The following is a 19,250-nucleotide window of genomic DNA, read 5'->3' on the forward strand; positions in this document are numbered from 1 at the left end:
GGAATTAACCTTCCTTGGATTCAATATTTCCACGATTCTCCAGAACCTTATCAATGAGGCCGTATTCAACAGCTTCATCAGCGGACATGAAGTTATCGCGATCAGTATCTTTCTCAATCTCTTCCACAGTCTTGCCGGTATTTTCGGCCATAATAGAGTTGAGAGATCTTCTAAGTCTTAAAATTTCACGGGCTTGAATATCAATGTCAGTAGCCTGTCCCTGCGCACCGCCAAGAGGCTGATGGATAAGGATACGGCTGTGAGGCAATGAGTAACGCTGCCCTTTTTCGCCTGCACTAAGCAGGAAAGCACCCATGCTGGCAGCCTGGCCCATGCACAGGGTAGCTACAGGGGCGGAGATATACTGCATAGTATCATAAATTGCCATGCCGGCAGTTACAACACCGCCGGGGGAGTTAATGTACATGTAGATTTCTTTTTCAGGATCTTCAGACTCCAAGAAAAGGAGCTGTGCGCAGATTACACTGGCAACATGATCATTAACTTCACCGCTGAGCAGGATGATTCTATCTTTGAGAAGACGGGAGTAAATATCGTAAGCGCGTTCGGTACGCCCGGTAGTTTCCACAACAATAGGTATGGTTCCAGACATCTATATCTCCGGGAAATATTTAGTAATATTAATGAAATTTAAAAAAAAATGCAAATAAACCCGTTCGCTAAGGAACGGATAATCACTTGAGAATTCATCCTAAACATTTGAAGGAGTGAGTACAAGTGCAAATCCGGCGGATTTAACAATACACACTGTTAACCGCATATAGAATTATTAACAACCCATTTCCTGCAAAAGCAAAAACGGCGGCGCAGTCAGAGCAACCACGCCGCCGTAAATATTAACTAAGTGACCGGAATTACTCTTCGTCCTTCTTGACGGGATCAATTTCGGTAACATCTGCATTTTCGTAGATGAACTCAGCAGCTTTGTCTGCGAGCAGGCGGTCCTTGAGGGGAACAAGAAGGTTGTTCTCTTCGTAGTAGGACTTAACGGAGCTGAGGTCCTGCTGGGTCTGCTGTGCGATCTGGTACAGAGCACCTTCAACTTCCTGGGGCTGAACTTCAAGTTCTTCACGTTTAGCAACGGTGAGCAGGAAGATTTCAGTACGTACAGATTCTTCTGCAACAGGACGCTGTTCTTCGAGAAGCTCTTCCATGGACTTGCCCAGAGATTCGAAGCTCTTACCGGAACGTTCCGCGCGGCCGATAACGTCAGCAACCATACGCTGCAGACGGTCTTCCATGAGGGAAGGAGGCAGCATGAAATCGAGTTCTTTAACAATGCTGCTGATCAGTTTGGTCTGAGCTGCAGATTTGTTGAGCTGCTTGCGGTTAGCAGTGTAGGACTGCTTAACAACTTCACGCATTTTTTCAACGGACTCGAAACCACCGGCCTGTCTTACAACGTCGTCGGTAAGTTCGGGCATTTTGCGTTCTTTAATAGCGTGAACAGTAACCTTCATGGTTGCGGTCTTGCCTGCGAGATCGGAGTTGATGAAATCATCAGGGAAAGTGATGTCGGTTTCACCGGACTCACCAGCTTTCAAGGTCTTAACGAATTCTTCAAACTCTTCGAGGGAGTGACCTTCACCGATGGGCAGGTCAAAGTTGTCAGCTGCAACACCTTCGAGAGGCTCGCCGTCCATTTCTGCGGAGAAAGTTACGGAAGCAAGTTCACCGTCTTTAGCGGTGCGGTCTTCTTCGATGGGAGCAATCTTAGCCATGGACTGCAGGAGTCTGGTTTCAACGTCTTTGAGTTCGTCGTCGGAAACTTCTGCGCGCTCTTCTTCAACAGAGAGGCCGAGGTAACCGGGAGTATCGAATTCGGGAACGATTTCGAACTTGATTACGTAGCTGAAATCTTCATCGCGAACCAGTTCCTTAGCATCAACGTCAATCTTAGAAACAGGTACGAAGGACTCGCCGTTAAGGATTTCGTTGATCTGGTAGTTGATCAGGTCAGTGGTAGCTTCGCTGATAATCTGTTTTTTGTACTTAGACTGAATAACAGAAGCGGGAACTTTACCCTTTCTGAAACCTTTAACCGGGGTCTGAACTTTGTACAGAGCAACGGTTGCATCCAGTGCAGCACCTACTTCTTCTGCGGGTACGGAAACTTTAATCTCTCTTTCTACCGCTGAAACTTCTTCAATATTAAAATCCATCTTGGCATCCTCCTGGAAAATATATCTGCCGGAAACAAAAACCGCTCCAGCAGTTGTGTACTTTGGCTTGAGTCAGTCTAAGTGAATGCTTTCACATTATTCCAACAAAAGAACTGGGATTATTTAGGCAGTTTCCCCACAAAGTCAACCCCCTAAACGGAGTTGAATCACAAATAATGGATAATTTCCCTGTTTTGCTTCCATAAATTCGGCAAAAGCCCCTTCATTAATAAATAGGGGCGGGACTCCGAACCGGAGCCCCGCCCTAAGCAAGGAGGAGATGCGTATTTCTAAAAATTTATGCTGCAATGTTTTGCTTCAGCTCTTTCCTCTTTGATTCAATTCGCTCAATCAATGCCGCTTGTCCCTTATGATCCGGGTTCAGAAAACCTATGGCGAGCTCATATGCATGAACCGCCTCTTCCGCTTTACCGGACATCTGCAGAACGACAGCTAGATTGTTGTGCAGGGTTGCGCGGTGTATTTTTTTGGATTTGCACTGAGACATGGCAATTGCTGTCTTCAGATTGTTTTCCGCTTTATTAAAATCACCCTTATTGCAAGCCTGCATTCCTTCCCTGCTCAACTGCCATGCTTTACCTAACTTACACATATTCAACTCCTGAAATTTATTTTAATTAAGACTTTTCCCGTCTGCTGATTTGAATATAGTGATAATGAATTTCAATGTCAAGCTTTAGTTGAAAATTAATATCAACGAAACAACCCCGCCTGCGTTAGACGGGGTTTAATTTCATTAACGGATGCACACACGGCATTCAATATGCCAACTATCAAGTGCGACAAGCAATAACCGGCTTGCTTTCACCGAATATCTTATCAGTAAAGCGCACATACCAGGCAGCAGACTGCACCTGAATAATATAAGCCACCGCGATAACCAGTGCAGCGTCTGACCCCTGCGCCCCGAAAGCATTGATGGCAATGGCCAATGCAATGGAAAGGTTACGCATAACTGATCCGTACACAAGGGCGATGGCATCACCACGCGGCAGAAAACTCTTGCCGACAATAGTACTTAAGGTGAAGTTGAAGAGATAAAGCAACAGCAGGGGCACAAGAATACTCAACAGAACTTCAGGAGTCGAAGCAATGGTCCGCGCCTTGAGCGCAAGGGCTACAAACACGATCCCAAGCACACCGAGAGTTGAAAGAGGGGGGAATTTAGGTCCAATATACTTTTGGAAATCAGCCTGACCGTATTTACCGACCAGAACACGCTGGGTGGCAAAACCCAAGGTCATAGGCAGGAAGACAATAAAAAATATCTGCTTGAACACTGCCCAGAGATTAATCTCGATAGATGCCCCCATGAGCATCTTCACGAAAAACGGTGTAAGTAAAGACCCGGCTATCAGCCCTACAACTGTCATCTTTACGGCCGCTGACATATTTCCCTTGGCAAATCCAGTCCATGAAATTGTCATTCCGCTGGTAGGCACAAGCCCGGCAAGAAGCAACCCCAGCGCCATGTACGGCTTATCACTGAAAAAGAACAAACCGAAACCATAGGCAACGAAAGGTACAATGGCGAAATTTATCAACTGGGTTAAAAACTGGGCTTTACCGTCACCACCCTCAAAAACCTTTTTGACCTTCAAGGTAACCATCATCGGGTAGACCATTAAGAATGTAAACGGCACGATCATGGATTTGAGCCATGCGGGATCAAAATACAAACCGTAAACAAATCCGGCGGCCATCATTACCGGAATGGCGATGATAAGATTCTTCGTAATTTTCTGTAATGCTGTCCACATATCTTACTCCAATGCTTTTAATTCAATTATTGCCTGCCCTATGCTCATGGGTTAATAACTAATCAAAATGCGGACAACGGACATTGATCCTGATCAACATCACTCTTTATTTACGACTTTAATTATGACTACACACCGACTGGAACAGGAAATCAGTGAGATTCCTATCTTTTCAAAATTAAAAGACGAACAACTGCGTACAATTGCAGAACACGCCAGCATTAGCGAAATCCGCAAAAAAGCAGTCTTTTTCAGCGAAGACAATTCCTCTAAAGGACTGCACGTCCTGCTCTCAGGGAAAGTTAAGCTTTTCAAAATTTCTGACGACGGTAAGGAACAGACTATCTTCGTCTTCGGTCCCGGAGAGCCTTTCTGCCTCTGCTCTGTTTTCTCAGATGGAGTGCTCCCGGCAAACATGAGTGCGTTGGAAGACAGCCGGGTGCTCTACATCAAACCCAAAGAATACGAAGAGCTGGTCCACGCCGATCCAACTATATTAATGAATATGATGCGGGTTATGTCCCGTCGGTTGAAAGACGCCATGGGAATGATCGACTCGCTTGCGCTGAAGCAGGTTCCGTCCCGGCTTGCCGCCTATTTCCTGAGCCGGGAAAAAGGAGGACTGGTGGAGATGGACATCTCTTACCGGGAGCTTTCCAAGATAATCGGCATCACTCCCGAAGCCCTATCCCGGACAATGAAAAAAATGAGTTCCGCAGGCCTGATTGAAGTCACTGGAAATGAAATCAGAATCAATGATTTTAAAGCCTTAAAAAGTTGCAGCGATGGAGGATGCCTGCGCTGAATCCATTTCCCTGCCCATTGAGCAATTTTGTACTATTCTAAAATTGCCGCTCCATGCCATTTTTCTGATCAGAACAAAAAGCAAGGAGCAAACAATGAACTTAGCTGCATTTCTGGCCTACAGCATAATAGTAACCTTTACCCCTGGCCCTTCTAATATAGTTATCTTTTCCACAGCCCAGAACCGAGGACATAAAAAAGCTCTTGAATTTGTCGCCGGCGCGACACTCGCTTTCGGCATAATGCTTAGTCTTTCAGCAGCCCTGAACAGCTACCTGTTTGAAATAATGCCCAAAATTCAGACTGTGATGCAAATCATCGGAACCGCATACATTCTCTATCTGGCATGGAAAATCCTGCACATGGATGATGGCGGAAATGCGGACAGCAGCGGTGGTTTCATGACCGGATTCACCATGCAGTTCGTTAACCCGAAGGTCATCCTCTTCACCCTGACCGTAATCGGCAGTTTCGTAATCCCGGTCTTCACTGATCCGCTGGACATTGCCCTGTACGTAGCTATACTTACACTCATCGGGATGTGCGCCTACTCTTCGTGGGTAGTTCTGGGGACCCTCTTCCGCCGCTACCTGCGCCCATACCAGAAACAGGCCAACATCATCCTTGCACTGACCATGGTCTACTGCGCGTGGTCTGTCTCCGGAATTGCAAACCTCATCTGATCCTGAAAACATGCGTGAATTCAACTACACAAAACATGACGACCTGACCGTACTTTCTGCGCGATTCGATAAATTCGAATACCGCAAGCATTCTCACGAAGAGTACGCAATCGGGGTCACCCTGAACGGGATTCAGAGATACTGGCTGGATGGCGAAATGCTCAATTCCGGTCCGGGGGGAGTTATGTTTTTCCGCCCGGAACAGCTGCATGACGGCTGCTCCGGCGACAAAACCGGACTTGAATACGTAATGGGCTACATTCCACGGCAGCTGGTTGAAGAAATTTCCGGCAAAAATGATGTGCTGAAATTCTCTTCACCGATTATTTATGACCGCAAACTGGCAGAAACCATTGTGCGACTGACCCGCTCCATCGAGGCTGGACACGGCGAATTGCTGGTCAGTGAACTGATCATGAACGTCATCAACCGCAGCGCAAAAACCGATGATGAGCTACGCACGCCCAAAAACTACAAAGCCGTGCGCCGGGCAATCGAGATGATGTATGATAATTTTGAGGCTCCCTTGAAACTGGATGAAATTTGCGCCGAAGTTGAGATGTCCAAGTTCCACTTCATCCGCCAGTTCAAGGCAATAAAAGGACTCTCGCCATACCAGTTTTTTCTCGGACGCAGGATCGAGCAGGCAAAAAAATACCTTGATGAGGGCAAAGAATTGTATGCGGTGATGCTTGAATGCGGATTTTACGACCTTTCCCATTTCAACCGCCAATTCAAAAGCGTGTACGGATTAACCGCACATGCCTATGCAAAACTGCTGAATAAATCCTGCTGATCAATCATCTATATCAAAATCACCGCCATCATCGTAATAGTCGCCGGAGTCATAGTCCGAACCTGCATCTGATGAATCGGTGTTTTCGTTATCCATACCGTGCATGGCCGCCATATGATGCATGTGGGCCATGCCCATTCCCATAGCCATGCCATCATCTTCCTCGGAACGCAGATATGCAGCTCTACGCTTGCCGCGACCGTAAACTTTGCGCATACCTGCCCAGATTAACAATCCTATAAAACTAGCCCCTCCACCCATTACAAACATGGCCAGAGTATCATCGGCTGTGATATCCGGCTCCATAAATCCGGCGATAAGAACTAAGGCTCCGGGAAAGAAAAAAGCTGACCCCAGAACAAACAGAACAAAAACCCTGATTCGTGTTCCCCAACTGACTGTCATACGCACTCTCCCTGCACTGAGATTATTTGACCTTGCCAGAGAATAACATATTTCGGCATCAGCCTCACTGTTTTTAAAACATAAAAGCCGCCCCCATAAGCTGGGGGCGGTTCGCTTCCAAAATTATTGAAAAATTTGTTTTTCCTTTTCCTTCTTTTTTACGGGCAAATCATAACCCTCGGACTTGCCGGAAAGCATATTCATGAGCTTATAGATGCGCTCCCTACCGTCTTCCCATTTATGACCGTCCCATTTACCGACATCCAGCCAGACCCGTCCGGCTTCAGATCCATCGCGATAAGCAGTAATTTTAGCGTCCGCCAGATAAAGCCCGACAACCCATGACCAACGCCCCTCGTACTCAAGCGTCCATTCACAAATATCAACGGGAGTTCCCTGCGGATAAACATCAGGCGTTATGCCCTGCTCACGCAGCCACTCTTTCAGGGTGGTTTTAAAAAATTCACGGGTATCATCATGCACAACAAGGCAGACTTTTTCAGCCTGCAAAATCTCAGGGACCGGTTCATTCACAACCTCAAAAGAAGTGCAGCCCCCGGCAATTCCCAAACACAAGAACATCAATATATATCTGTAAATCTGCAATGCTTCCACCTCATAAAAGATTACAGCCGGAATATACGCACACAACGGCCCGGTCAAGCAATGCCCCCAAAATGAGCAGGCCGCATTGCTGGGCAATGCGGCCTGTCTCGGACAATGGAGTACATGGCTGTACTAGGAAGAAAGTTGTTTTATCAGAACATTAAGTTCATCACTCATCCGAACAAGTTCGGAACTGGCTTCGTTTGCAGCATGCATACCTTCGGCGGTCCGTGAAGCAATGGAATTGATATCATCAACGGCACGGTTGATCTCTTCGCTTGTCGCCGACTGTTGTTCTGCTGCGGTCGCAATGGACTGTACCTGATCCGACGTACCATTGACAATATCAACAATCCGTTCAAGAGTCTGCCCTGAACTATGGGCAATCTCGGTGGACTGTTTCACAGCCTGGCTGGCAAGGCTGACCCCCTCAATGGAACGCTGAGCGCCATTTTGAATCGCTTTAATCGCTGTACCGACCTCGTCTGTAGCGACCATGGTTTTCTCAGCCAGCTTGCGGACTTCATCGGCAACAACCGCGAAACCGCGCCCGGCCTCACCTGCACGAGCCGCTTCAATAGCCGCATTCAAAGCCAGCAGATTGGTCTGGTCGGCAATGTCCTGAATTACATTGATAACACTGCCCACGGAATCGGTCTGCTGACCAAGTTCGTCCATAAAAGTGCCCAGATTATTAGCGTGGCCGTTCATGGTCTCTATGGATTCAATCAGTTCACGAACTTCACTCTGCCCTTCTCCGGCATTACCGGCTGCATCGGTGGCATTATCGGCAGCGTCAACTGCATTGCGGGCAACCTCAAGGGTTGTGCTGTTCATTTCTTCCATAGCAGAAGCGGTTTCGGTAATGCGCTCGGACTGCAACACCGCACCACGGGAGGCCTCTTCAATCTGGGAGGCGATAACCCCTGCAGCGGAATTGACCTGCCCGGTGATATCAACCAGATCAGCCGCAACCTTGGAGACCCGCTCAGCATTTTCCTGAATTTCACGTTGCTGCTGTTTGACTTCAGTAAGGTCGAAATAAATAGTTAAAGCACCGCACAATTCATCATCAAGATCGTAAAAAGGTTCACCGGAAAACTGCAACTCATGTAGCCCGCCATCACCTTCAAAAGAAGTCTCGCCCTCAATCCTGATCCCCTCGCTGACAACACGGTCAGTACGGGTTTTTCTAGAATTGTCGCCATAAACATAACCACCGGTAGTCAGTCCGTAGTAGTCTTCCGGTTTGCCGGTTTTACCTGAAATTTTAAAAAGCTTGCTACCGACAAAGTTAACCCTTGCATCAGCATCACAAGTCATAAACGGATACGCCTCAGCAATGGCATTGAGCACGCCCTCTGCAATGCCAATGCGTTTTTTCAAGGCATCGACGGTAACATAGAGCTGCTCGGAAATTCTCCCGAGTTCATTTTTACTTTTTTCCGGTCGGTTGAAATTGAAACTTCCTTCTGCAACACCCTGTAAATATGTAATTATTTCATCCGTATCTTTGGTTGCCCGGACAGAAAAAAGTTGAACAAAAAGCCCCCCGCTTAAAAGAACCGCCGCAAACACCATCCCGGACATAATCATGGTTTTGAATTGCGATTCCGCCATCATTTCGGCAACAACAAATACAAGCAAAGCTCCGAGCACAGCACTGACCAACACCCCAATAAATAATTTGGTCTTCATAGCACCCTCATAGTTGACAGGTTCAAATGAAAGTAAACTAAACAACACCCCCAAACAAAAAGACCAAACTCGAAACACATCCTATGCCAAAGTGTTCAATTTTGATCGATTCCGAAAAGATTATTTTCGAAATTACTCAAAACGATCACTTGAGTCAATCCTTTGTGATTTTTTTGTTACAACCTGACCCAAAAAATATACTATAAGAAATAATTACAACTAGTTAAAAACTGCGGATCCGTTTATGATCCTCAACAGCACAAATAAAACCCCACAAACAGCAGACAATTCTCGATTCTCACAAACGCATAATTCAGACCAGCCATCTCTTGATCGCCTAAATTGGGGAAATTGCACACTAAACAGATAAAAATTCGAAACTAAAAAGAAAATTCGCTTGACAAGGAAGCACAGCGATGGATAGTAAAAGGTTCTGCGCGGGCAATTAGCTCAGTTGGATAGAGTGTCAGCCTCCGGAGCTGAAGGCCACAGGTTCGAATCCTGTATTGCCCGCCAGAATATGAAACTATACAGTCCGATACTGTTTATTAAGCCCCTGAATTTCAGGGGCTTTTTTTGTTTTTCTAGTCTTTTTCAGTTCGTCGCAATCCGTTTTTGTCCACGTTGATGTGTGGGTAAAAATGTGGGTAATATAGAGTCCATTACCCAACGTTTACCCACATTACCCACAAAGGGGACAAATAGATGGCGTTAACGATTAAGAAGATTGAAGCAGCAAAACCTAAAGATAAGAACTACCGCATTTCTGATGGTAACGGACTTAGCCTGCTGATCCTTCCCAGCGGCACCAAAACGTTCGTTTACAGGTATAGAAGACCTGTCACCCGGAAAGAAAACAACATCACATATGGGCAGTTCCCAGAATTGTCTTTAGCCGATGCGAGATACTTGCATGTTCAGGCAAAAGCCTTCTAGCGAAAGGGATTGATCCGGGCGAAGACCGGAAGGTAAAGAAAAGCGAAGAGTCGCAAGACAATTCCTTCGAAAGCGTAGCCAATGATTGGCTTAAGAAAAATAGTACAGAGTGGACACCTAAAACTCACCGCACCAATCAAGGACGTCTTGAAAACCATGTTTTCCCCTACATCGGGAAAATGTCGATTGCCGAAATTACCCCAAAAGAAATTCTAGCCTTACTCCAGCGGATAGAATCCAAAGGCACCCATGAAACCGCTCGCCGTGTGTCCTCTCTCTGCTCTCAAGTTTTCCGTTATTCCGTTTTTGTCGGCAAATCCGAAACTGACCCTGTCCATATTGTTAAAAACGCTCTTCCTCCCATTACCAAGACGCGCAAGCATCGTGCTGCTCTTACCGACCCAAAAGAAGTAGGCAAGCTTTTACGGGCAATTGAGGACTACCCCGGACATCATATTGTTAAACAAGCATTACGGGTGGGTCTATACACTTTTACCCGTTCAATTGAGATACGCGGTATGACGTGGGATGAAATTGATTTTGACCGCCGGGAATGGCGTCTTCCCAGTAAACGAATGAAGATGCGTAAGCCCCATATTGTACCCCTCTCAAATCAGGTCTTATCAATTCTGACTGACGTAAAAGAATTAGGCTTACCTTCAAAATATGTTTTTCCCAGCGTTGTGAATAATTCCAACATGCTCTCTGAAAACACTTTGAATATGGCCTTACGCCGACTGGGCTATACCAAAGAGCAATTATGCTACCACGGTTTCCGTGGAACATGCACTACCCTGCTCTACGAAACTGGCTGGCCGCACGATATGGTTGAACGTCAGCTTGCCCATGTTCAGACAAACCAAGTCCGCGCAGCCTATGACCATGCGCAGTACATCGAACAGCGTACCCGGATGATGCAGAGCTTTGCAGATTATCTGGATAGTCTTCGGGATGGTGGCAGCGTAATCCCGTTCAAGAAAAGAGCTTAACACGGCCTATTGACCAGTGTTGCCTGAGAGGTTACATTATGATTAAAGGATTTGCCCACAAGGGTGAGGTCTTCCCCTATTCTGTACCGGTCAAATATAGAGAAATTTGGCCTTCTGAGGGTGTCTTATGGGCAAGGGCAAAATCGTTTGGCGTCTGATCTCCCAATGAAGAATGCGGACGAAATTCATTATACTCCTTGCGCCATGTTTCAATTTTGGTTCGAGCGTCTGAAACAGATAAAAACCAATGTGTATTCAAGCACTCGTCCCGAAAACTTCCGTTGAAAGATTCAATAAACGGATTATCTGTTGGTTTTCCGGGCCTAGAAAAATCCAGAACTACTTCATTTTCATAAGCCCATTTATCAAGCGCTTTAGAAATAAATTCACTGCCGTTATCTACTTGGATGCGTATTGGCTTCCTACCTGAGATGACACGTAGCCATTCCAATCTGGCAACGACTTGATTCCCCTTTATGGAGGAATCTACGTGAATATCTAAGCACTCGCGACTAAAATTATCGACCACAGTTAACGCTCTTATTCTTCGGCCATTGTACAGATTATCAGCCACAAAATCCATCGACCAGCATTGATCAATAGTGGAGAGTTCTGGACGATCCATTCAGCGTGCGGCAGATATGTGTCGTCTTGGTCGTTTAGAGCGCAGGTTCAAGCCTTCCTCGCAATATATGCGATGCACCTTCTTGTGGTTCACATACCAGCCTTCTCTTCTCAACAAGATATATATTCTATGGCAACCGTAGCGCACACGGCTTTCAGCAATATCCCTGATACGGAGTCGTAAGGGGGTATCGTCCTTGCGCACCGACTTATAATAGTAGCTCGATCTTCCAAGACATAGAACTGAACATCTTCTGCGAATGCTGACTCGGTAAGCCTGCTCCAAATATTCAGCAAATTTGATCAACTGGGCAGGCTTCAAAGCTTTTTTGTCAAAACATCCTGAAGCATTTGCTTGTCCAAACTCAGATCGGCAACCAGTTTCTTTAATTGGCGGTTTTCTTCTTCAAGCTGTTTCAAGCGGCGCAGCTCGCTTACGCCAAGACCACCGTATTTCTTTTTCCAGTTGTAAAAAGTAGCTTCGGATATCCCCATCTTGCGACAGACTTCGTTGACCTTTGTGCCCGTTTCGGCCTGACGTAGTGCAAATGCAATCTGTTCATCGGTAAATTTACTTTTCTTCACGGCAAACTCCTTACTGTGACAATAGGTTGGTTTGCCAAAAATCTCTATTTTTAAATGGTCCAGCTTATTGGGAAGACGTCAATGATTCCATAAGAACATCTTGTCTACGCAGGTATACTATAATCTTGGTTTTACATCCGGCTAAAAATATAGATAGGTTCTTTGCAAAAGTTTTTGCAATAGATTCAGAATGTAAATATGACATCCCAGAATATGCCTCATGAGACATAATAAAAGTTTTCTCCGGACGGGATAATTCATCACGAAAAATTCTCCTGAGAAATATACTATTATCTCTTTCTGCATAAGACTCGTTTTCCAGCATAAGACGCACTCTATTAAGCATATCTCGTGGACTTACGCGAAAACCTTTACGCTCTAGAAAATCAATGTTGTTAGCGAGAATATTCTGTAGAAAAGTCGTTCCCGTTTTTGGTGTCCCGATATGGAAAAAAATATTTTTCATCTACTATCCTATCATTGACACAAAAAACACGCATTGCATATCCTATACAATAACTCGGCAGCACATACACATACAATATGCATTATTAATTATCTATAACACCTCTTCATAACCAACAAAACGCTCATTATAAAGATTGGACTACCGCAGATACAAAGATAGTGCTTTGCGCACCCCTCAAATACAAAAGACTGCATGTACTTTGTGATTTTGTTTACATTACAAAGAATTATACCGTACACTTTACAATGTCAATAACCCCAAAAGAGAAGGTAAGGCGTCAATATTGTATTACTTATGTACTCATTTGAAAAATTGCCAACACTTCCTTATATACATTCTCGTCACCAATTTCACATATATCAATGAAAAGATTTAAGGCCGCATTATGAAATTTTCTCCATCCTGCTACAGACTTCGCAGTAGCAGTGGTGGTTATTTTGTTGGTTCCTGGAAGTGTAGATTCTGCGATTTCTTTAAGCAGTAACCTTAATTTACCACTTATAAGTCCTCATCGGTATAAGATGATATTTATTTTTTTTTAGGCCGTGTGTCTAAATCTAGTCGGATTGAAAGTCTTTTCCCCATTTTTAATATTGAATCCGATGCTTCCGTTTGAGCAAGGCTATTTAAATATTCCTCTGTCTTATTGAGTTTCCCTGCGGCTGCATAGGCCTGAGCCGCTAAAAAATGATCTATAGGTTGCTCCCAAGACTGGTTCGTCAGGCACTCTAGCGCACATTGAATAGCTTTGCTGTAATTTCCACTCTTTAATTCTAAAAGGCCAAGTTGGCGTGTTGCTTCTGCTGGATTGTACTTCATCTTTGTAGCAAGCCTGCATGAAATTTTAGCTCTTTCCAAATCATTTTGCGCTGCGAAATACGTAGCCCGCTCCATGACATATTCGTAACGGGCCTGATCCTTTGCCCGTCTCGCCTGTATTTCCACAGGGGAGCCGAAAATAAGAGGAAGGCGTTTACTCAGCACACGTAACTTGTTGGCCTGATACCGCATCGGCTGCAAGCGATGCTGCCGTGTTATCTGTCCAGCCCCCGAGGTGGCATCATACTCGCGGAAGTAGTACTCAGCTGTTAATACATTAATATGGTACGGATAACTTATAGCTGCCATACGTCTCCATAGGTCAAAATCGAGAAATGCACTCAATTTCTCATCCATACCTCCAGCTTTTTCAAAAAGTTCTCTCGCATGAACGACGGATAGCCAAGTGATTTTATTTTCATGGGTAAGGTCGGCTATTGTGACCTGTCGGGAATAAATCAAAGCCTGCTCTTTGATGACAAATTCACCTGGCCGGTTGGGAAGCTCTGACATAATCGACTTCAGCGTATTTGAAACCGTCATGGAAATATTAGGAACATTCTCCAGAAAATATACATGCCGCTCGAGATGGTTGGGGTAATAAATATCATCGTCGTCTAAATAAGCGACGTATTTACCCTTGGAAAGTTCCCACGCCTGATTGATTGCATTGCCTTTGCCTTTATTCTGCTCATTGTCCATTAAAGTAATACGCTGATCGTTGAAAGACTGAACAATGTCATCGACAGGCGCTCCACCATCGCGCACGACAATAAGCTCCCAGTTGGAATATTTTTGAGCAACAACAGAAGCTATGGCTTCTTTAAGAAATGTGCGACGATTGTAAGTACTCATCAAGACAGAAACCAAAGGACCATTCCCGTCTGTACTCAATTTGGGAACAGTTTCACGTACACGGTCACCAGGATCTGCCTTAATCAGATCATTGGCTATGGCGACTAGGTCTTCCGCTCTTTGGATGAAAGAATATTTACGTAATACTTCCTGATGCATTTCCGCTGCTTTTTGACGCCGTTTATCTTCATCTGCAAGTAATTCGTCAATAATTTCCTTAAGATTGTCCCGGTCTTTATAGGTGGGGACATCAAGGACCTGTTCCATACCGTTTACAGTGTCTGAAACCACAACAGCACCGCAGCAGGAAGCATCGAAGGTTCTGTTATTAACAAAGCCGAATTCACGCATTTCCGGCTGGTGGTCGTTAAGTACGATACGGGCCATGGAGTATACTATGGGCAGCTGTTCCCAAGGAGCAAACTCTCCCCTGAACATTCCCTTAGGCAATAAACCTTTCCAGCCTTGTCCCCATACACCGACAGTGTAATCAGAAGGCAACAGGTCAGCCACAGCTTTTCGCATATTCAGGCGGCCGCTACCACCATTATTGCCGACAAATACTACATCGAAAACTTTTTTCGGAGTTAGTTCGGAAAAATGGCGGGTATCCGTGGCCTGCAAAAATTCCAAAATAGGAACACCAAGCTCCCCTTTCAACGTTTTAGCATGCTGCTTGGAAGCGACCAGAACAGCGTCGTAGCCGGAAAGTTCTTCTGTAGTATGCAGGGTTGGATGATTTAACATCCACATAATATTAATATTGTAGGGTTTTGGGTGATACTTGGACAATCCCTTGATATGCACGACAACATCGATATCCAGATCGTCGCTGCCCCATTCATCAAGGTAATCTATGCGTACTTCATGTCCGGCACGAACCAGTTCCCGTGCGAGACTTTCTGCATAAAACGAATCTCCCCAATTGGCATGAAAGCGATCCGGAGGACCAATTTTAATGGCCCAGCGCAGAGCCCCTACTGGAACTATTCGTTCGGCCTGAGAACAACAATAAGTATAGTCATCCTGTACTAATCGCTCACGCCATTTAAGAAGGGTTCTCGCCCTGTTGCGTATCAGCCGGTCCGTATCAAGACGTCCAACGCTAATACTCTCGTGATGAGTTACGACGGAATCAGGGCGGTAGATTGCCCGCATGCCTAATTCGGCATACCTGAAACAAAGATCGATATCCTCATGTCCGTTATCAAAACCTTCATCAAACATACCCATGGAGAGAAACTGTTCCCTGCGTACTGCGGCACAGGCAGCAGTAACGATGGGGAATTCTCTGCGTTCCATGACTAAAGGATGGTCGGCAGCCAGTTGTTGATGCACATGTTTGGGAAGTCTGTCGCGGCCGACAGCCACTCCGGCATGTTGAATGGTTCCATCTGGAAACAACAGCCGTGCCCCGACGATGCCGGTATCAGGTTCACGTGAAAGCTCATCCAGAAGCGGCTCCAACCAGCCAACATGGACCTCAGTATCATTATTCAAGAAAACCAACACATCCCCTCCGGCAGCCAAAGCCCCCTGATTCGATGCCGCGGCAAAACCGAGGTTAGTGTCATTATGTACAATAACCACATCACCACCCAATCCTTTCAATAAAGGGCGGGTATTGTCGGTACTGGCATTATTTACCAGAACGACTTCGTAATTAATATCTGAGCTTGTGTTCGTAAGAATCGCATTAAGAGCTTTGAGGGTATACTCAGCCTGATTAAAAAGCGGGATAACAATAGAAACTCGATGACTATATTTTTTATACATCCCCCCCTTGCACACAGCCAATACATGAGAATTTGTTCCGATAGGAACTTTACGTTCTATGGATCCAGAGTTGAGCTGCTCAAATTTTACTTTGTCGAACCACGGCTCAAGCATAGCTCTCAGGTGGTGCTTGGTAAAAACTGGAATTTCAGTCACATGCCGATCCAGATGATACCGTTCAGAAAAAGACGCTATAACCACCAAAGTTCCGCCAGCAACCAGACAACGTTTTGCTACATCAAGAATTCTAACAAACTCCAGTGAGCAAAGCCCGTCCAGCAGGCAGACTACCAGACCGAAGGCACTGGAATCATCATTCGTCAGCGTTTCTTCCGAACGAAAAGAATATGGAAAATCCGTTGGAAATGTTTTTGCACCAGAAGCAAGAAACAAAACCTGATCATCAGGACGTCGCTGATCATAAGCAATCGCGCAAAAAGCTTCAATTTCCTGTGCGCTTAATGTTTGTGCACCGCTAACAGTGGTTTCGGATGAATATGTATACTGCATTCTGCTTCCTAATTTTTAGAATTCGCATATGATTAACTGCAGATCTGTTTTAGCAAAGAATCATTTTTAAACCAACCGGCAACACTCCGTTAATCTACCCGGACGAATATTAAGAAGCTTTTACTCAAATTTACAAACCTGCTGCTTGTACTCATTATAAATTTTAAGTTGTGTTTCGGTCATAGTTTTTTTTCTGGATGCAAGCATATTCATTACGTCTTTTGAAAAGGCATCCTTAAGCATGAGGCTTACGGAGAAGGCCATCAGCAAGTAGGCAATGTCTGAGGAGCCGTCTATGCAATCTTTAAAGACTTTCAGAGCGTCCATCGGCTTTGAGAGCCGCAGCAGGCAGACAGCATACATCAGCTGAGCACTGTTCAATTCTGTATAGAGTTTCTGCGCTTGCTGTAGGCTGCGCGAAGCCTGGTTCAAATCATTACTTTCGAGTGCGATGTTACAGTTAAATACAGCATATTCAAACTGCGCACGTTGTTTTACTTCTCGAAGCTCAGCTTTGAGTCTATCATCAACAAGAGGGATATTTTTTGACAAAACTCTCAGACGCTGCCGCCTGTATTCCAGCGGGTCTTTTGTAGCGAGATCAGTAATATGCCGGCCTTTTTCTTGATGAAGATAGTACTCGGCTGTTGTATAATTTACATGATAAGGTCTTGCGAAACAAGCCAACCTGCGCCACATATCAAAATCTATAAGTACGCGTAGTCGAGAATCAAATCCTCCAACCTTTGCGGCTAAAGAACGTTTGTGCAGGACATTAATCCCGGTAATGTAATTGAATTCAAGCAGGTCCTGAAGCCCTACTTGTTTTGAATAACAAACGCTGCGTGAAATTTCGTTTTTATCAGGGTCCATAAGGACCTCCACGCCATTTGAATAGACAAAATCCTGATTCTGCAGTCTGGCAGTGATCATAAGCCTTTCGAGGTGATCTTCATACCAGATATCGTCATCATCAAGATAGGCCAGATATTCGCCTGCACTTGCCTCGAAAGCTACATTCAGCGCCGCAGCTTTCCCGCCATTTTGCTCAAGTGAAATCAATTTTATGCGGGAGTCATTAATGCTCCTGACAAGGTCGCCCACAGGCTCACCGCCATCTCTTACGAGACAGACTTCCAGATTTTTATATGACTGAGAAAGAATACTTTTGAGAGCCCGTTCAAGAGGTTCCTTACGGTTATATGTGGCAATAAGCACAGAAACCAACGGTCCGTGAGTACGAAAATGCCGGTCGCAAAGCTTAGCGCGTACGGCAGTTGTACGTTTTGCAATTATAGGCAACAGATCATTTAATTTATTAAATATTTCAAAAACTAAGTTGTCACAGGATCCCGCATCTGGATCAAGAACTAAATCAAATGCAGCTGGAGCAGATTCTTCTTTCGCCAACAAAACATTAAAATGCCATGGTTTCGGAGACCAATGCTCCGACCTTTCAATATATACGGCTACTTCAACTTTTGAATCTTCTTTATTCCAGTCCTTTTCTTCATGAAGCACACAGCTGTGCCCCGCCTGTAAGAGTAGCTTTTCAAGACATTGTCCAAGTGCTGAATCATTATGGCGGGGATCAATTTTTATGGCGAAATTAAATTTGTTCATCTACGTTTATTGTATGTAATCAATTTACCCAAAATTGAGACAAAATCGAGGACCAATAGTTAGATAAAAGCAACTCTGCTTTGCGATCAGGGCTGCATAAAAAATGTGGTAATTAATTATTGGTCCATCCAAATCGTATTTTTATGTTTTCGGGTAAACGCTTATCTGCATACTCTTTCTGTTCTTCAGAATAAATGTCCATCCATTCGTTACTGGATCCTTTTCTGAAATTATATTTTCTATTGTCTCTTCTATTGATTTCTAGATTTACTCCTGTTGCGGAGAGATTAAAATAATGCAATATAATAGAAAAAAGCAACTCTGGAAATTCCTTAAGTTCCTGATGGGTTGTAAAAAAAATTCTCACAGGAGATTCCTCGGAATCCTGATAATTCATCCATCCTTGGACCATCTCGACACGTTGCGTAAATTCATTTTCCAGATGACACCATAGTTTATCTTCAAGTGACATGGTGAGATATCTTTCGGGCAAGGCCGGGATGATACGCTCGAACCAATCATATTCTTTATTATTTAATTTAATTTCTATTTTATGAATCCAAGATAGAATGCTTTGCCTTGGATCACGGATATGCACAATACACCGAGAAACATGTTGACGAAGAACTATGTTATTAATCCGTGATGACGGGATATGACATATACTGACTCCATTCTCCCTTATGGATTTATTAAGTTTAGTCCAATCCAAAAGGGATTCTCTCAGTTCGTATCCTGCATGGACCGGCAGCCATGAAGAGTTGATTGATTCAGCCACTTTTTTTGAAATATATGTTGAACCTGAATGCGGCATTGAAATAAAAAGCGGATGGAGACAGGCTCCACTTTGTGCAGCACTTAACTGGCTAAGCCGACAATTTACAGCACATGCGAAATAATTTTTATCGTCTATATACTTTGTAAACTTGCTGGACTGTGTCGTCAGTTCATCCAGTGCACGTTGAACAGCTTGTCTATCAATATTTAATTTGAGCGCCTGGTTAAGCAGTTTCACGGCTTCCAATTTCATGCCTGCCCGCCCCATTTCTCGGGTAAACCTGACAAAAGAGTCGAGACTTGGATTATCTGATTTTACAAAAGATGGCAT

General features: G+C 44.7%; 16 protein-coding genes, 1 tRNA gene and 1 pseudogene. 6 read left to right on the forward strand and 12 right to left on the reverse strand.

Annotated elements, in window-relative coordinates; translation table 11 throughout:
* Nucleotides 1-4: 4 nt before the first annotated feature.
* From clpP to ACNI29_RS17875, 4 genes are all read right to left on the reverse strand, one after another.
* Nucleotides 5-613, reverse strand: coding sequence for an ATP-dependent Clp endopeptidase proteolytic subunit ClpP (gene clpP / locus ACNI29_RS17860; RefSeq protein WP_419779719.1), 609 nt, complete (start codon nucleotides 611-613; stop codon nucleotides 5-7).
* 262 nt (nucleotides 614-875) lie between these two features.
* Nucleotides 876-2,183 carry a trigger factor gene (tig, locus tag ACNI29_RS17865; RefSeq protein ID WP_419779720.1) on the reverse strand — a complete coding sequence of 436 codons (1,308 nt, stop codon included), beginning with the start codon at nucleotides 2,181-2,183 and terminating at the stop codon, nucleotides 876-878.
* Nucleotides 2,184-2,481: 298 nt separating this feature from the next.
* Nucleotides 2,482-2,796: a tetratricopeptide repeat protein gene (locus ACNI29_RS17870; protein WP_419779721.1), complete on the reverse strand. Its 315-nt coding sequence runs from the start codon at nucleotides 2,794-2,796 to the stop codon at nucleotides 2,482-2,484.
* 181 nt (nucleotides 2,797-2,977) lie between these two features.
* Nucleotides 2,978-3,964 (reverse strand): arsenic resistance protein, encoded by a 987-nt coding sequence (locus ACNI29_RS17875; RefSeq protein ID WP_419779722.1) that lies wholly within the window; start codon nucleotides 3,962-3,964, stop codon nucleotides 2,978-2,980.
* Nucleotides 3,965-4,088: 124 nt separating this feature from the next.
* Between ACNI29_RS17875 and ACNI29_RS17880 the strand changes: the two genes are divergently transcribed.
* The 3 genes from ACNI29_RS17880 (at nucleotide 4,089) to ACNI29_RS17890 (ending at nucleotide 6,247) form a co-directional block, all read left to right on the forward strand.
* Nucleotides 4,089-4,769, forward strand: coding sequence for a Crp/Fnr family transcriptional regulator (locus ACNI29_RS17880; protein ID WP_419779723.1), 681 nt, complete (start codon nucleotides 4,089-4,091; stop codon nucleotides 4,767-4,769).
* Between the two features lie 94 nt (nucleotides 4,770-4,863).
* Nucleotides 4,864-5,451, forward strand: coding sequence for a LysE family transporter (locus tag ACNI29_RS17885; protein ID WP_419779724.1), 588 nt, complete (start codon nucleotides 4,864-4,866; stop codon nucleotides 5,449-5,451).
* Nucleotides 5,435-6,247: a helix-turn-helix domain-containing protein gene (locus ACNI29_RS17890; protein WP_419779725.1), complete on the forward strand. Its 813-nt coding sequence runs from the start codon at nucleotides 5,435-5,437 to the stop codon at nucleotides 6,245-6,247. Before ACNI29_RS17885 ends, ACNI29_RS17890 begins: the two co-directional genes overlap by 17 nt.
* Here ACNI29_RS17890 and ACNI29_RS17895 read toward each other — a convergent pair whose 3' ends face one another.
* The 3 genes from ACNI29_RS17895 to ACNI29_RS17905 form a co-directional block, all read right to left on the reverse strand.
* Nucleotides 6,248-6,652 (reverse strand): hypothetical protein, encoded by a 405-nt coding sequence (locus ACNI29_RS17895; RefSeq protein ID WP_419779726.1) that lies wholly within the window; start codon nucleotides 6,650-6,652, stop codon nucleotides 6,248-6,250. It abuts the gene before it with no gap.
* A gap of 123 nt (nucleotides 6,653-6,775) precedes the next feature.
* Nucleotides 6,776-7,234: an Sbal_3080 family lipoprotein gene (locus ACNI29_RS17900; protein WP_419779727.1), complete on the reverse strand. Its 459-nt coding sequence runs from the start codon at nucleotides 7,232-7,234 to the stop codon at nucleotides 6,776-6,778.
* Between the two features lie 156 nt (nucleotides 7,235-7,390).
* Nucleotides 7,391-8,956, reverse strand: coding sequence for a methyl-accepting chemotaxis protein (locus ACNI29_RS17905; RefSeq protein ID WP_419779728.1), 1,566 nt, complete (start codon nucleotides 8,954-8,956; stop codon nucleotides 7,391-7,393).
* 439 nt (nucleotides 8,957-9,395) lie between these two features.
* Here ACNI29_RS17905 and ACNI29_RS17910 point away from each other — a divergent pair.
* From ACNI29_RS17910 to ACNI29_RS17920, 3 genes are all read left to right on the forward strand, one after another.
* Nucleotides 9,396-9,472 (forward strand) — tRNA-Arg (locus ACNI29_RS17910).
* A gap of 189 nt (nucleotides 9,473-9,661) precedes the next feature.
* Nucleotides 9,662-9,892 carry an integrase arm-type DNA-binding domain-containing protein gene (locus tag ACNI29_RS17915; protein WP_419779729.1) on the forward strand — a complete coding sequence of 77 codons (231 nt, stop codon included), beginning with the start codon at nucleotides 9,662-9,664 and terminating at the stop codon, nucleotides 9,890-9,892.
* 8 nt (nucleotides 9,893-9,900) lie between these two features.
* Nucleotides 9,901-10,881 carry a tyrosine-type recombinase/integrase gene (locus ACNI29_RS17920; RefSeq protein ID WP_419782120.1) on the forward strand — a complete coding sequence of 327 codons (981 nt, stop codon included), beginning with the start codon at nucleotides 9,901-9,903 and terminating at the stop codon, nucleotides 10,879-10,881.
* A 76-nt stretch (nucleotides 10,882-10,957) separates the two neighbouring features.
* On the opposite strand, the pseudogene ACNI29_RS17925 reads toward ACNI29_RS17920, so the two are convergent.
* The 5 genes and pseudogenes from ACNI29_RS17925 to ACNI29_RS17945 form a co-directional block, all read right to left on the reverse strand.
* Nucleotides 10,958-12,090, reverse strand: a pseudogene (locus ACNI29_RS17925) (IS3 family transposase).
* Between the two features lie 64 nt (nucleotides 12,091-12,154).
* Nucleotides 12,155-12,556: a hypothetical protein gene (locus ACNI29_RS17930; RefSeq protein WP_419779730.1), complete on the reverse strand. Its 402-nt coding sequence runs from the start codon at nucleotides 12,554-12,556 to the stop codon at nucleotides 12,155-12,157.
* Between the two features lie 531 nt (nucleotides 12,557-13,087).
* Entirely contained in the window at nucleotides 13,088-16,519 is a 3,432-nt protein-coding gene (locus ACNI29_RS17935; RefSeq protein ID WP_419779731.1) for a glycosyltransferase, read from the reverse strand.
* A gap of 120 nt (nucleotides 16,520-16,639) precedes the next feature.
* Entirely contained in the window at nucleotides 16,640-18,142 is a 1,503-nt protein-coding gene (locus tag ACNI29_RS17940) for a glycosyltransferase family 2 protein (protein ID WP_419779732.1), read from the reverse strand.
* A 112-nt stretch (nucleotides 18,143-18,254) separates the two neighbouring features.
* A complete protein-coding gene (locus ACNI29_RS17945; protein ID WP_419779733.1) occupies nucleotides 18,255-19,250 on the reverse strand; it encodes a hypothetical protein in 996 nt (331 codons plus the stop codon).

Origin of the sequence: Maridesulfovibrio spiralis (SeqCode), assembly GCF_048571135.1 — a bacterium.
Lineage (GTDB): Bacteria > Desulfobacterota > Desulfovibrionia > Desulfovibrionales > Desulfovibrionaceae > Maridesulfovibrio > Maridesulfovibrio spiralis.

Coding starts and splice junctions, on each gene's coding strand:
- ACNI29_RS17905 (WP_419779728.1), bottom strand. CDS start 8,956: ATGAAGACCAAATTATTTATTGGGGTGTTGGTCAGTGCTGTGCTCGGA.
- ACNI29_RS17900 (WP_419779727.1), bottom strand. CDS start 7,234: ATGTTCTTGTGTTTGGGAATTGCCGGGGGCTGCACTTCTTTTGAGGTT.
- ACNI29_RS17935 (WP_419779731.1), bottom strand. CDS start 16,519: ATGCAGTATACATATTCATCCGAAACCACTGTTAGCGGTGCACAAACA.
- ACNI29_RS17940 (WP_419779732.1), bottom strand. CDS start 18,142: ATGAACAAATTTAATTTCGCCATAAAAATTGATCCCCGCCATAATGAT.
- ACNI29_RS17880 (WP_419779723.1), top strand. CDS start 4,089: ATGACTACACACCGACTGGAACAGGAAATCAGTGAGATTCCTATCTTT.
- clpP (WP_419779719.1), bottom strand. CDS start 613: ATGTCTGGAACCATACCTATTGTTGTGGAAACTACCGGGCGTACCGAA.
- ACNI29_RS17885 (WP_419779724.1), top strand. CDS start 4,864: ATGAACTTAGCTGCATTTCTGGCCTACAGCATAATAGTAACCTTTACC.
- ACNI29_RS17875 (WP_419779722.1), bottom strand. CDS start 3,964: ATGTGGACAGCATTACAGAAAATTACGAAGAATCTTATCATCGCCATT.
- ACNI29_RS17945 (WP_419779733.1), bottom strand. CDS start 19,250: ATGCCATCTTTTGTAAAATCAGATAATCCAAGTCTCGACTCTTTTGTC.
- ACNI29_RS17915 (WP_419779729.1), top strand. CDS start 9,662: ATGGCGTTAACGATTAAGAAGATTGAAGCAGCAAAACCTAAAGATAAG.
- ACNI29_RS17930 (WP_419779730.1), bottom strand. CDS start 12,556: ATGAAAAATATTTTTTTCCATATCGGGACACCAAAAACGGGAACGACT.
- ACNI29_RS17895 (WP_419779726.1), bottom strand. CDS start 6,652: ATGACAGTCAGTTGGGGAACACGAATCAGGGTTTTTGTTCTGTTTGTT.
- ACNI29_RS17870 (WP_419779721.1), bottom strand. CDS start 2,796: ATGTGTAAGTTAGGTAAAGCATGGCAGTTGAGCAGGGAAGGAATGCAG.
- tig (WP_419779720.1), bottom strand. CDS start 2,183: ATGGATTTTAATATTGAAGAAGTTTCAGCGGTAGAAAGAGAGATTAAA.